The organism is Duganella sp. BJB476 (assembly GCF_003416895.1).
Taxonomy (GTDB): Bacteria; Pseudomonadota; Gammaproteobacteria; order Burkholderiales; family Burkholderiaceae_D; genus Rugamonas.
Map to the genome: position 1 here is coordinate 682,724 of NZ_QVIO01000003.1, position 12,581 is coordinate 695,304.

Genomic DNA, 12,581 nt, shown 5'->3' on the forward strand with positions numbered 1-12,581 from the left:
ACCAGCGGGGACGGACGCGTGAATTGCCTGCGCTGGCACATATAAGTTGCTGGTTTCCACCTTGCCGTAACATTCTGTAATAATCGTGCAAGGTACGGGCGACCGTCGTAGACTTAGTACTGAAAAATACCGTCTGAACAGAGAGGGGCACTATCATGAAATACCTTGCCATGCTGGCGACGGCCGCCGTAGTACTGCTGAGCGGCTGCGCCACTACCATCCGCAGCGATGTCACGGCCTTCAACGCCTGGCCGGCTGACATCCAGGACAAATCCTATGCGTTCGAAGCCCCGCAGGGCGCGGACGACACGCTGGAATACCGCAGCTATCAAGTGCTTGTGGGCAACGAACTGGGCAAGCTGGGCTTCCATCAGGTGGCCGACAACCAGCAGCCGAAGTTACTCGTCGGAATGAAATTCAGCACCATCGACCATCCGGTGCGGGTGCTGGAGGCGGATGATCCGTTCATGGGGCCGTATTGGGGTCCGGGCTACGGCCGTTATGGTTGGGGTTATTCGCGCTGGGGCTATCGTCCGTTCTTCTACGACCCTTACCGCTTCGGGCCGACGTATGTGGAAGAGCGCGTCAAGCATGAATACCAGCGCCAGCTGCGCGTGACCATCAATAGCATCGACGGCCGCAAGCTGTACGACGTCACCGTGCAGAACACCAGCCGCGTGCAGGCCACGCCGCACGTGATGCCGGCGCTGGTGCAAAGCGCCTTCACCGGCTTCCCCGGCGTGAGCGGCGTGCCGCGCAGGGTCGACCTGACGATCGAGCCTAAGACGGAAACCGTGCAAGCCGCGCCGGCCAAGGCCGGCTAAAACAGTCGGGGGTCAAGTCTGACATTCGGACACGGGCTCTGCCGTAGCAGCCGCTACGGCAGAGCCCGTGTCCGAATGTCAGACTTGACCCCCGATTTCTTTACGGCAACAGGATAGAGGAGCCGGTGGTCTTGCGCGCTTCCAGTTCGGTGTGGGCCTGGGCCACGTCGGCCAGGGCGTAGCGCTGGCGGATGTCGATCTTGACCTCGCCGCTGGCGACCACGCCGAACAGCGATTTGGCAGCTGCCTCCAGGTCCTCGCGCTTGGCCATGTAGGACATCAGCGAAGGCCGCGTGATGAACAGCGAACCGCGGCTGGCCAGTTCGCCCAGGCTGAACGGCGGCACCGGTCCCGACGCGTTGCCGAAACTGACCATCGTGCCCAGCGGCTGCAGGCAGTCCAGCGAGCCGATGAAGGTGTCCTTGCCGATCGAGTCGTACACCGCCGACACGCCCTTGCCGCCGGTGATCTCCTTCACCCGCTCGGTGAAGTTTTCCTTGTTGTAGTTGATGACGTGGTGCGCGCCGTTCTCGGTGGCCAGCGCCGCCTTCTCTTCCGAGCCCACCGTGCCGATCAGCGTCACGCCCATCACCCTGGCCCACTGGCAGGCGATCAGCCCGACGCCGCCGGCCGCCGCATGGAACAGGATCGTGTCGCCGGCCTTCAGCGGCACCGTGCGGTGGAACAGGTACTGCACCGTCAAGCCTTGCAGCATCATCGCCGCCGCCGTGTCAAAACCGATTTTTTCCGACAGCACCAGCAGCTGCGAGGCCGGCATATTGCGCGCCTCGGCATAGGCGCCGATCGGCCGCCCGGCGTAGGCCACGCGGTCGCCCACCTGCACCTCGGTCACGCCCTCGCCCACCGCCTCGACCACGCCGGCGCCTTCCATGCCCAGACCGCCCGGCAGCGGCTGCGGATACAGGCCGGTGCGGAAATAGACGTCGATGAAGTTCAGGCCGATGGCCGCGTGGCGCACCTGCGCTTCGCCGGGACCGGGCGGGCCCAGCTCGACGTCCACCAGCTCCATTACTTCCGGACCGCCGACGCGGTTGATGCGGATTGCCTTGGTCATGTCTGACTCCGTTGTGGGGATTGCGGAAAGTGTAGCGCCGGTCAGGCCGTGGCGGCGCGCAGCTGCAACTGCGACAGCACCAGGTGCGCCGACGAGACGTTGGTGGCGCACGGCGTGTTGTGCACGTCGCAGGCGCGCACCAGCGCGTTGATGTCCGGTTCGTGCGGCTGCGGCGTCATCGGGTCGCGCAGGAAGATCACGCAGTCGATCTCGCCCTCGACCAGCATCGAGCCGATCTGCAAGTCGCCGCCGAACGGGCCCGAATGCTTGCGGTCCACCGTCAGCCCCAGCTCGTTGATCAGGCGGCCGCCGGTGGTGCCGGTGGCGGTCAGCGTGCAGGTGGCGAGGAAGTCCTTGTACTCGCCGGCCAGCGCGATCATGTCGTCTTTTTTCTTGTCGTGGGCAATCAGGGCAATGCGGGTTTTCATGTCTTGATCCTATTTTTTGACAGCAGATAAATCCCGGCCAGCACCAGCGTGGTGCCTCCCAACTGCCAGGACGTGACAGGCTCGCCCAGCAACAGCGCGCCTAAAAACAGCGTTGAAACGGGGCCGATCATACCAGCCTGCGAAGCGGTGCCGGCGCCGATGCGCTGGACCGCGGTCATGGTCATAAACACCGGCATCACCGTGCACACGATGCCGTTGATCAGCGACAGCCCATACACCGGCAGCGGCTGGATCAGCCCGGACGCCGGACGCAGCAGGAAGAACTGGCCGATGCAGGCCGCGCTGGAGACGCACATCGCATACGACACCAGTCGCAGCGCGCCGAGGCGCCGCACCATCTCGCCCGACAGCAGCAGGTAGACCGAGTACGCGGCGGCCGAGCCGGTGACCAGCGTGGCGCCGAGGATGACGTTCTTGCTGCCACTGTTAAGGTCATGCAGGAAGACGAAGACGATGCCGCAGTAGGAGGTCAGCAGCGCCAGCCACTGCTTGCGGCTGATGTGCTGCTTGAGCAAGGTGGAGGAGATCAGCAGCACGAAGGTCGGCGTCAGGAACAGGATCAGCCGTTCGAGGCCGACCGAGATGTATTGCAGGCCGAGGAAGTCGAGGAAACTGGAGAGGTAGTAGCCGACCAGGCCGAGGCCGACAATGCGCCAGCGGTCGGCGTTGGACAGCGGCGCTTCGGTGCGCATCTTCCACAGCGCGACGGCGGCGAACACCGGCAGCGAGAAGATCATGCGGAAGGCGATCAGGGTGACGGCGTCGATCTGATAGCGGTACAGCAGCTTGGCCACCACCGCCTTGGTCGAGAAAAGAACCGCCCCGCCAATGGCGATACCCAGGCCGCCCAGATAGGCGGCACGCGCCGGCGCGCTGTCCGTGATGCTTTTTTCCATACCGGAATTGTACGGGCAAACGGACAGCGCCGCTGGCGGCGCCTTGTTTTACGCTTAGCTGATGGCGACGGCGGCCGAACCGGCCGTCACGGTGGCGGTGGTCACGCGGGCCACCACGCTGGTCGGCGCGTTGCCGCCCACCAGCTTGTTGACCTGCTTGAACTGCGCCACCAGCTTGCCCGGCGTGAGCGTGACCAGCGTGAAACCCTGCGCATCGGTGTTCAGATGCTTGATCCACGGGTTGTTGCCCAGGCCGGACAACTGCTGCGCCAGCGCCAGCAGCGATACGCTGAAGTCGCTGCTCGCCTGCAGGCCCGCCAGCACCGCGCTGGTGGTCGGGTCCAGCTGCGCTTCCGGCAAGCCCTTCGCGCCCAATGCGCCGCGCACCTGCACGCGGATCTGTTCCAGCAGGCTGGCCACGGTCGGCGTGGCCTTGCCCATGGTGTAGTCCAGCATGTTGATCGAGATGCTCAACGTGCCCAGGCCGGTGACCGGAATCGCCAGCGGGTAGGACACCAGCGCGGCGATGTCGCCCAGCGCCGACGCCGCGTCGCGCAGGTAGCTGAAGAACGAATCCGAGCTGATGCCGGCCGACACCAGGTCCACCATCACCGGCGAACCGCCGCCGGTGGCGTCGAAGTCGTCGTTGACGGTGCCGGCGAAGAAGGCGTGGATGTCGCCGGTGATCGCCACCACGTTGCCGATGCTGTTGGTCTTCAGGTGCGCCATCAGCGCCTTGCGCTCGCTGTTATAGCCGTCCCACTGGTCGCAGTTGAGCAGGAAGCGCGCGAAGAACGGCGCCAGCGCCGCCTTCTTGCCCGACGCCGCCACGAATGGCGAATCGATCTTCTTGGCCTGGATGTCCGGCTTGATGTAGCCGAAGGCGATGGTCTGGGCGGCGACGGCGGCGGTCCGCTGCGCCGCCGGGCGGCTGGAGCTGACCGCATTCATGGCGGCCACCGCGATGGTCGCCTGCTCCTTGCTCAAGCCTGCACCCACGGCATCGAACACCTGCCCATCCACCGCACTGCCGGTGGCCCATTGGATGTGATTGTACGCTGCCGAGGCGCCGGCTTGCGCCAGCGCCGGCGACGCGCCGGCTGTCGCGGCGCCAACAATCCCCGCCGCCAGCGGGAGATTGCCGCCGACCGCCGCCGTCGTGCTGCCGATCGATGCCGCGATGGTCGGCACCGCGTTCAGCGCCAGCAAGGTGGCGATGGCGTCCACGCCGTTCAGGCCCATGCGCAGCAGCGACACTTCATTGCCCCACAGTTTCCAGGTCGAGGTGGCGGCCTTCATCTTGTCCATCCACCACTGGCGCTGGGTGGCGCCCAGCATCGACACGGTGTCCAGCGGCGACGCCAGGCCGATGGTGGTGGCGCCGGCCATCTTCTGCGCTTCCACGGCGTTGAACACGTCCTGCTGCACCAGGTAGCGCGAGCCGATGCGGCCCAGCGGCAAGCCGGTGGCCGGATTGACCGACGATTCCGGAATCACGTGGTCGTTGCGGTACAGGCGCTCGTCGGTCATCACCAGCTGCATCAGCTTACCGAACTGGAAGTCGCGGTAGATCTTGATGTTCTGGAAGCTGCTGGTGGCGGTGTCCAGGTTGACATCGGCCGGCATGTATTCGAACCAGGCCTGGTTGGCGTTGCGGCGGCGGCCGGTCTGGTGCAGGTCCGAACCGTCGGTGGTGCTGAAGGTGCCGTCGTAGGTCTGCGCATCCTGCCAGGAATCGTCCGAGAACTCGTGGTCGTCCCAGATGGCGATGAAGGCGAAGCGCTCATGCAGCGCCTGCAGGCGCGTATCGGTGCGATACTTCTTGTAGAGGTAGCGGTAGTCGGCCAGCGTGGTGGCGTACTTGGCGCCCGAGGTGCCGCTCTTGAAGGCGCCGTCCGGCAGCGTCAGCGCGTCATGGCGCGATTCCACCGCGCCGACCTGGAAGCTCTCGCCCACAGTCTCGTAGATGTAGTCGCCCAGGTGGACGATGAAGTCCAGGTTCTCGCCGGCGATGCTGGTCATCGCGCCCCAGTGGTTGACGCTCCAGTCCTGGCAGGTCATGTAGGCGAATTGCAGCTGCGAGACGTCGGCGTCGGCGGCCGGCGCGGTCTTGCAGCGGCCGACGTTGGAGCGCGTGTCGCCAGCGACGAACTGGTAGTAGTACACGGTGTTGGGATTCAGGCCGGTCACCTTGTGGCGCACGGTATTGTCGTATTGCGACTGCAAAGGCAGTTTGATGTCGACCACGGTGGCACCGCTGAGCGCGGTGCTACCGCCCAGGGCCGCGCCGTTGTCGGCGGCGGTCATCACCAGGCGGATGGCGCTGTCCGAGGCGGTCGGCGCGGGCGCCACGCCGTCTGCCGAGGCCGGCACGGCGCGGGTCCACAGCATGATGCTGTCGCTGTGCGGATCGCCGGATGCTACGCTCTGCGGGAACTTCCAGGCGCCGCTGGCCAGCGGCAAATCGGTGGCACCATCGGCGGCTGCGGAGCTGCTACCGCCACAGGCAACCAGGCCGGCGCCCGAAGCGACCGAAACCGTAATAAAGCTGCCGTATTTGAGAAACTGCCTTCTATCCATGTCTGCTCCGCTTTTTTATAATGTGAAAAAGTAAATAGTAGCAGCAGGATATGACGGTTTCTCTACAAAAAGTGGAGGACCGCCTCTAGGAGTAACATTGTTCTACTGCCTTAACATAATTTGACTTTCTTACACCTGTACACCGCCGATAATTACTGGCAAGCTCCACAAATGAAACAATTGATACCCCCGACACTGCTTGCCCAGGCAAAAAAGATCCTGATCGTCACCCACATGGCGATCGGCGACTTCACTTACATGCAAATGTGCTTCCGCGCCTTGAAGCGCGCCCATCCGCACCTGGAGATCCACCTGTGGGTGGACGAGCGCCGGCGTTCGGCCAATCCCGAGGACTGGCCGCACCTGAAGAATTACTCGCTGTACGACTGGCTGGCCGCCAGCCCCTACATCGACAAGACCTACGACCAGAACTACAGCCCCGCCCTGCATGCGCAATCGATCGCCGAGGCGCGGCGCGAAGACTATCCGATCGTGGCCTCGCTGACCCACATGGCTTGCCACCGCTATGCCAGGCTGACGCGGGAGATCAGTCCGCGCGGCTTCATCATCGGCCTGAAAAAGCAGAAATACCGCTTTTTCGAGCTGTCCAAAAAGCTCAGCATCCTGAAATTCAACGCCACCATTCCGCTCTACGAGTCGCAGGAGCGTGATGTGCCGCACGTGAGCGACATCTACGCGCAATGGTTCTCCAAGGCCTTCGGCCTCGACATCCCCAAGCTGGACCGCTACCCGGTGATCCACATCCCGGACCAATGGACGGCTTATGCGCGAGATCAACTGGCCAGCTGGGGGCTGAGCTCGCAGGTGGTCTTCATCAACACCTATTCAAAAGGCCCGGAGCGCTGCTGGCCGCTGGAGCGCGCGTTCGAGCTGATCAAGGAAATGCGCAGCCATCCGCAATGGCGCGACGCTGGCTTTGTGGTCAACGTTGTGCCGGAAGACTTGCCGGCCGCGCGCGAGATTTACAAAAATGCAGCCTTGCCCGATACACATCTTTTCTCGGCGGTGGACAACTTCTTCCAGCTGCCCGCCATCCTCAGCCTGTGCAGCCTGATCGTCACCGTCGAGACCGCCGTGATGCACCTGGCGAACGCCGTGCACGTGCCGGTGATCGCCCTGATGCGTCAAAACAATCCGGAATGGGTGCCGATCGACCAGGAAAACAGCGCCGTGATCCTGGTCAAGGAGATGGACGCGTGGGTGACGAAAATCGAGTTGCCAGAGGTGATGGAAAAGGTTTTGAGTTGGCCCCTATGCTAGAATACCGCCCTCACCGCACACCAATGACATACCGCCGAAGGAAGACCGAACATGGCTGGACACAGCAAATGGGCCAATATCAAGCACAAAAAAGCAGCAACCGACGCTAAACGTGGCAAGATCTGGACCCGTCTCATCAAGGAAATCACCGTGGCTGCGCGCATGGGCGGCGGCGACCTGACCTCCAACCCGCGCCTGCGCCTGGCCATCGACAAGGCGGCCGACGCCAATATGCCCAAGGATAACGTGCAACGCGCGATCACCCGCGGCACCGGCGGCGAGGACGGCGCGGCCTACGAAGAGGTTCGCTACGAAGGCTACGGCATCGGCGGCGCGGCCGTCATCGTCGACTGCATGACCGACAACCGCGTGCGCACCGTGGCTGAAGTGCGTAACGCCTTCAACAAAAACGGCGGCAACATGGGCAACGAAGGCTCGGTGGCCTTCATGTTCAAGCACTGCGGCCAGTTCCTGTTCGCTCCGGGCACCAATGAAGACGCGCTGATGGAAGTGGCGCTGGAAGCCGGCGCCGAAGACGTGGTGGCCGACGACGAAGGCGGCTTCGAAGTGCTGTGCGGCCCGCACGACTTCGCGGCGGTCAAGGATGCGCTGGAAGCGGCGGGCTTCAAGGCCGAAGTGGCCGAGATCATCATGAAGCCGGCCACCGAAACCGTGTTCACCGGCGATAACGCCGTCAAGATGCAAAAACTGCTGGACGCGTTGGAAGCGCTGGACGATGTCCAGGAAGTCTATTCCAACACGCTGATCGAAGACTGAGGATTTATGAAAATATTGGTAGTCGGCTCCGGCGGCCGTGAACATGCGCTGGCTTGGAAATTGGCGCAATCGGAACGTATCCAGATGGTGTATGTCGCTCCTGGCAACGGCGGTACCGCGCGCGATTCGCGCCTGGTCAACGTCAACATCACGGACCTGCATGAACTGGCGACCTTCGTCGAGCAGGAGCACATCGGCCTGACCGTGGTCGGTCCCGAGACCCCGCTGGCCGGCGGCATCGTCAACCTGTTCCGCGCGCGTGGCCTGAAAGTGTTCGGCCCTACCAAGGAAGCGGCCCAGCTGGAGTCGTCGAAAGACTTCGCCAAGGCCTTCATGCAGCGCCACGGCATCCCGACCGCCAAGTACCAGACCTTCTCGGACGTCGCGCAAGCGCACGCCTACATAGCCGCCAACGGCGCACCGATCGTCATCAAGGCCGACGGCCTCGCCGCCGGCAAAGGCGTGGTGGTGGCGATGTCGCTGGAAGAAGCCCACCAGGCGGTGGACGACATGCTGGCCGATAACCGCTTCGGCGACGCCGGCGCCCGCATCGTCATCGAGGAATTCCTGGCCGGCGAGGAAGCCAGCTTCATCGTCATGTGCGACGGCAAGAACATCCTGCCGCTGGCCACCAGCCAGGACCACAAGCGCCTCAAGGACAACGACGAAGGCCCGAACACCGGCGGCATGGGTGCTTACTCCCCTGCGCCTATCGTCACGCCGGCCATGCATGCCCGCGTGATGCGCGAGATCATCAACCCTACCATCGCCGGCATGGCGAAGGACGGCATCGTCTTCACCGGCTTCCTGTACGCCGGCCTGATGATCGACGCCCAGGGCAATCCGCGCACCCTGGAATTCAACTGCCGCATGGGCGACCCTGAGACGCAACCGATCATGTCGCGCCTGAAGACCGACCTGGTGACGGTGATGGAACACGCCGTCCACGGCACCCTGGACCAGGTCGAACTGGAATGGGACCGCCGCACCGCCGTCGGCGTGGTGCTGGCAGCGGCCGGCTACCCGGACGCGCCGCTGAAAGGCGCCGTGATCGACGGCATCCCGGCCGAAACGCCGGAATCGGTGACCTTCCACGCCGGCACCGCCGACATGGCCGGCCAGCTGCAAGTGACCGGCGGCCGCGTGCTGTGCGTGGTCGGCCTGGGCGACAGCATCAAGATCGCCCAGAAGCAGGCTTACGAAGTGGTCGACCAGATTTCGTTCGACGGCATGCAGTGCCGCCGCGATATCGGCTGGCGCGGCCTCAAGCATTAGGATAAGATGTCGTCCTTTCCGAACCCTTCCGCCGTCAAGGCCTACCTGCTCGGCCTGCAAGATCGTATCGTGCAGGCGCTGGAGGCCGTCGACGGCAAGCCTTTCCTGCGCGACGCGTGGGACCGGCCCGAGGGTGGTGGCGGCATTTCGCGCCTGATCGAGGAAGGCAACGTCATCGAACGTGGCGGCGTCAACTTCTCGCACGTGATGGGCGCCAAGCTGCCGCCATCGGCGTCGGCGCACCGTCCCGACCTCGGCGGCCAGCCGTGGGAAGCGATGGGCGTGTCGCTGGTGATCCATCCCCGCAATCCGTATGCGCCGACGGTGCACATGAACGTGCGCTTCTTCACCACGACCACCGCCGACGGCGAACCGGCGTGGTGGTTCGGCGGCGGCATGGACCTGACGCCCTACTACGGCGACCAGCAAGATGTGAAGCACTTCCACCAGGCTTGCGCCGATGCGCTACAGCCGTTTGGCGCCGAGCTGTACCCGCGCTTTAAAAAATGGTGCGACGAATATTTTTACCTGAAACACCGCCAGGAAGCGCGCGGCGTCGGCGGCGTCTTCTTCGATGACTTTAACGAAGCGGGCTTCGAGCAGAGTTTCGCCATGATGCAAAGCGTCGGCGACGCTTTCCTCAAGGCCTACCAGCCCATCCTGGAACGCCGCAAGGACACGCCGTACGGCGAACGCGAACGCGACTTCCAGGCCTATCGCCGTGGACGTTACGTCGAGTTCAACCTGGTGTTCGACCGCGGCACGCTGTTCGGCCTGCAATCGGGCGGACGCACCGAGGCGATCCTGATGTCGATGCCGCCCATCGTCAAATGGCGCTATCGCTGGGAGCCCGAGGCCGGCACGCCGGAAGCGGCGCTGTACAGCGATTTCCTGCCGCATCGCGACTGGCTCGCCGCGTGACGATGGCCTGCCGCGTCGCACTGCTGGGAGGCAGCTACGATCCGGTGCATCATGGTCATGTGGCTCTGGGCGCGCACTTTGCGCAGCTGCTGCAAGTAGACCAGTTGCGCGTGATCCCCGCCGGCCTGCCATGGCAGAAGTCCACCCTGAAGGCGACGCCGCGCCAGCGCGCCGAGATGGTGGCGCTGGCCTTTGCCGGTTCCGCATACGACGTCGTGGTCGACATGCAGGAAATCGAACGCGGCGAACAGGGACTGGCCACCTACACGATAGACACGCTGCGCCAGGTGCGCGCCGAGCTGGGCCCGTCGGCCTCCATCGCTTTCCTGATGGGCGCCGACCAGCTGCAACGGCTCGATACCTGGCATGAATGGCAGGCGCTGTTCGACTACGCCCATATCTGCGTAGCCGCCCGCCCCGGCTTTAACCTGGCCACCGCCGGCCTTCCGCCGGCAGTGGCCGAGGCGTTTTCCCGCCGTCTGGGAACGCCTGAACAAATCCGCAACACGCCGCACGGTCTGACTTATCTGGCACAAGACTTCGCGGTGGATATCTCCGCCACCGAAATACGTGCGGCATTACAACGGGGGGATAGCGCAAACTCGCTTATCCCGCCGCTAGTGCTAGACTATATTGAACAACATAATCTATACAAAAGCTAAATGGACATCAAAAAACTGCAATCCCTCGTCGTTGACGCCCTCGAAGACGTCAAGGCCCAAGATATCGCCCTGTTCGATACCACCCACCTGACCAGCTTGTTCGACCGGATCGCCATTGCCTCCGGTACCTCCAACCGCCAAACCAAGGCGCTGGCCGCCTCGGTGCGCGACAAGGTCAAGGCCGCCGGCGGCGACGTCTACGGCATGGAAGGCGAGGACACCGGTGAATGGGTGCTGGTCGACCTGGGCGACATGATCGTCCACATCATGCAGGCGCCGATCCGCGCCTACTACCGCCTGGAAGAGCTGTGGGGCGACAAGCCGGTCAAGGTCGGCGCCGCCAAGCGCAAGTCCACCGCCGAAGGCGAAGCCGCCGACGCGCCGAAGAAAGTCAGCAGCCACATGGCCGCCGGCAAAGCCGCGGTCGACGTCAAGCCGGTGATCGAGAAGAAAACCCCGGCCCGCAAAGCCGCCGCAGCCAAACCGGCCGCCGCCGCGAAAAAGCCGGCCGCCAAGAAGGCAGCCGCTGTGCCAGCCGGTAAAACCATCAAGGTCGGCAAGACCAAGTCCGCCGTCGCCGCCGCCGAAGTGCTGAAGGCCCTGCCGCCTAAGCGCAAGGTCGCCAAGCCTAAGGCCGACGAAGCGCCGGTCAAGACCGTCATCAAGCGTATCAAAAAAGTCGAAGAGTAATCAGGCATGCAGCTGATCATCGCTGCGGTCGGCCATAAAATGCCGGCCTGGATAGAAACGGGCTTCGCCGAATACGCGAAGCGCATGCCGCCTGAACTGAAGATCGTGCTGAAGGAAATCAAGCCGGTCGACCGTTCGGGCAGCAAGACCGCCGCCACCGCGATGGCGCTCGAACGCGAGCGCATCGAGGCGGCGCTGCCCAAATCCGTCCGCATCATTGCGCTCGACGAACGCGGCAAGGACCTGACCTCGGTCGGCCTGTCGCAGCAGCTGGAAGCCTGGCAGCAGGATGGCCGCGACACGGCCTTCCTGATCGGCGGCGCCGATGGCCTCGATCCCGAGCTGAAGGCCCGCGCCGAAGGCTTGATACGGATTTCCAGTATGACGCTGCCGCATGGTATGGTACGGGTAATGCTGGCGGAACAGCTGTACCGTGCCTGGTCGATTACCCAGAACCACCCGTATCACCGCGTTTAAAACAAAACTATATGAAACCGGTCGACAAAAAGATTTATCTCGCTTCCAAGAGCCCGCGCCGGCGCGAACTGCTGCGCCAGGTCGGCATCGACTTTGAGTTGCTGCTGCTGCGCAGCGACGGCCCGCGCGGTCCCGACGTCACCGAAGAGGTACTGCCCGGCGAGGCGCCACTCGATTACGTGTCGCGCGTGGCGCGCGAGAAGGCCGCGTTTGCGGCCGACCTGGTGGTCAAGCGCCGCATGGCGCCGCGCGCCGTGCTGGCGGCCGACACCACCGTCACCATCGACGGCGCCATCCTCGGCAAGCCGGCCACGCCCAACGAAGCCATCGCCATGCTGCAGCAGCTGTCCGGCCGCACCCACCAGGTGCTGACCGCGATCGCCGTACACTCGGCCGATTTCGCCGGCCAGATCACCCAGGTGTCGGACGTGCGCTTCGGCGTGCTGTCGCCGGCCGCCATCGCCGCCTACTGCGCCACCTCGGAACCCTACGACAAGGCCGGCGGCTACGGCATCCAGGGCCCGGCCGCACAGTTCATCGAACACATCACCGGCAGCCATTCCGGCATCATGGGCCTGCCGCTGTACGAGACCGCACAGCTGCTGCGGCAAGCAGGTTTGCCGCTACCCTGAGCGGCGTGTATGATCGTCGTTCAGCCACAGCGATTACAGAAG

General features: G+C 64.0%; 13 protein-coding genes. 9 read left to right on the plus strand and 4 right to left on the minus strand.

Translation table 11 applies throughout. The features are described from left to right. Window positions 1-155: 155 nt before the first annotated feature. A complete protein-coding gene (locus D0T21_RS16345) occupies window positions 156-824 on the plus strand; it encodes a DUF4136 domain-containing protein (RefSeq protein ID WP_116991453.1) in 669 nt (222 codons plus the stop codon). Window positions 825-924: 100 nt separating this feature from the next. On the opposite strand, the gene D0T21_RS16350 is transcribed toward D0T21_RS16345, so the two are convergent. From D0T21_RS16350 to D0T21_RS16365, 4 genes are read right to left on the minus strand one after another with little or no spacing between them, the layout of a single operon-like run. Beyond that, on the minus strand, window positions 925-1,899 hold the full coding sequence (locus D0T21_RS16350) for a quinone oxidoreductase (RefSeq protein WP_116991454.1): 975 nt from the start codon (window positions 1,897-1,899) through the stop codon (window positions 925-927). A 41-nt stretch (window positions 1,900-1,940) separates the two neighbouring features. Continuing rightward, on the minus strand, window positions 1,941-2,327 hold the full coding sequence (locus D0T21_RS16355; protein WP_116991455.1) for a methylglyoxal synthase: 387 nt from the start codon (window positions 2,325-2,327) through the stop codon (window positions 1,941-1,943). Further along, a complete protein-coding gene (locus D0T21_RS16360; protein WP_116991456.1) occupies window positions 2,324-3,244 on the minus strand; it encodes a DMT family transporter in 921 nt (306 codons plus the stop codon). The genes D0T21_RS16355 and D0T21_RS16360 overlap by 4 nt, the downstream gene beginning before the upstream one ends. A 54-nt stretch (window positions 3,245-3,298) precedes the next feature. After that, entirely contained in the window at window positions 3,299-5,824 is a 2,526-nt protein-coding gene (locus D0T21_RS16365) for an alkaline phosphatase (RefSeq protein WP_116991457.1), read from the minus strand. Window positions 5,825-5,995: 171 nt separating this feature from the next. On the opposite strand from D0T21_RS16365, the gene D0T21_RS16370 reads away from it, so the two are divergent. The 8 genes from D0T21_RS16370 to D0T21_RS16405 are packed head-to-tail and all read left to right on the plus strand — an operon-like array spanning window position 5,996 to window position 12,539. Further along, a complete protein-coding gene (locus D0T21_RS16370) occupies window positions 5,996-7,105 on the plus strand; it encodes a glycosyltransferase family 9 protein (RefSeq protein ID WP_229211501.1) in 1,110 nt (369 codons plus the stop codon). A 51-nt stretch (window positions 7,106-7,156) separates the two neighbouring features. Continuing rightward, window positions 7,157-7,882 carry a YebC/PmpR family DNA-binding transcriptional regulator gene (locus D0T21_RS16375; RefSeq protein ID WP_116991459.1) on the plus strand — a complete coding sequence of 242 codons (726 nt, stop codon included), beginning with the start codon at window positions 7,157-7,159 and terminating at the stop codon, window positions 7,880-7,882. Between the two features lie 6 nt (window positions 7,883-7,888). Next, window positions 7,889-9,157 carry a phosphoribosylamine--glycine ligase gene (gene purD / locus D0T21_RS16380; RefSeq protein WP_116991460.1) on the plus strand — a complete coding sequence of 423 codons (1,269 nt, stop codon included), beginning with the start codon at window positions 7,889-7,891 and terminating at the stop codon, window positions 9,155-9,157. A gap of 6 nt (window positions 9,158-9,163) precedes the next feature. Beyond that, window positions 9,164-10,078, plus strand: coding sequence for an oxygen-dependent coproporphyrinogen oxidase (gene hemF / locus D0T21_RS16385; protein ID WP_116991461.1), 915 nt, complete (start codon window positions 9,164-9,166; stop codon window positions 10,076-10,078). 2 nt (window positions 10,079-10,080) lie between these two features. Beyond that, window positions 10,081-10,740, plus strand: a complete 660-nt coding sequence (locus D0T21_RS16390) for a nicotinate-nucleotide adenylyltransferase (protein WP_116991462.1) — start codon at window positions 10,081-10,083, stop codon at window positions 10,738-10,740. Next, the gene (gene rsfS, locus D0T21_RS16395; RefSeq protein ID WP_116991463.1) at window positions 10,741-11,430 is read left to right on the plus strand and encodes a ribosome silencing factor; all 690 of its coding nucleotides are present in this window, start codon (window positions 10,741-10,743) and stop codon (window positions 11,428-11,430) included. Between the two features lie 6 nt (window positions 11,431-11,436). Continuing rightward, window positions 11,437-11,907 carry a 23S rRNA (pseudouridine(1915)-N(3))-methyltransferase RlmH gene (gene rlmH / locus D0T21_RS16400; RefSeq protein ID WP_008451768.1) on the plus strand — a complete coding sequence of 157 codons (471 nt, stop codon included), beginning with the start codon at window positions 11,437-11,439 and terminating at the stop codon, window positions 11,905-11,907. 11 nt (window positions 11,908-11,918) lie between these two features. Beyond that, window positions 11,919-12,539 carry a nucleoside triphosphate pyrophosphatase gene (locus D0T21_RS16405; protein WP_116991464.1) on the plus strand — a complete coding sequence of 207 codons (621 nt, stop codon included), beginning with the start codon at window positions 11,919-11,921 and terminating at the stop codon, window positions 12,537-12,539. Window positions 12,540-12,581: the final 42 nt, after the last annotated feature.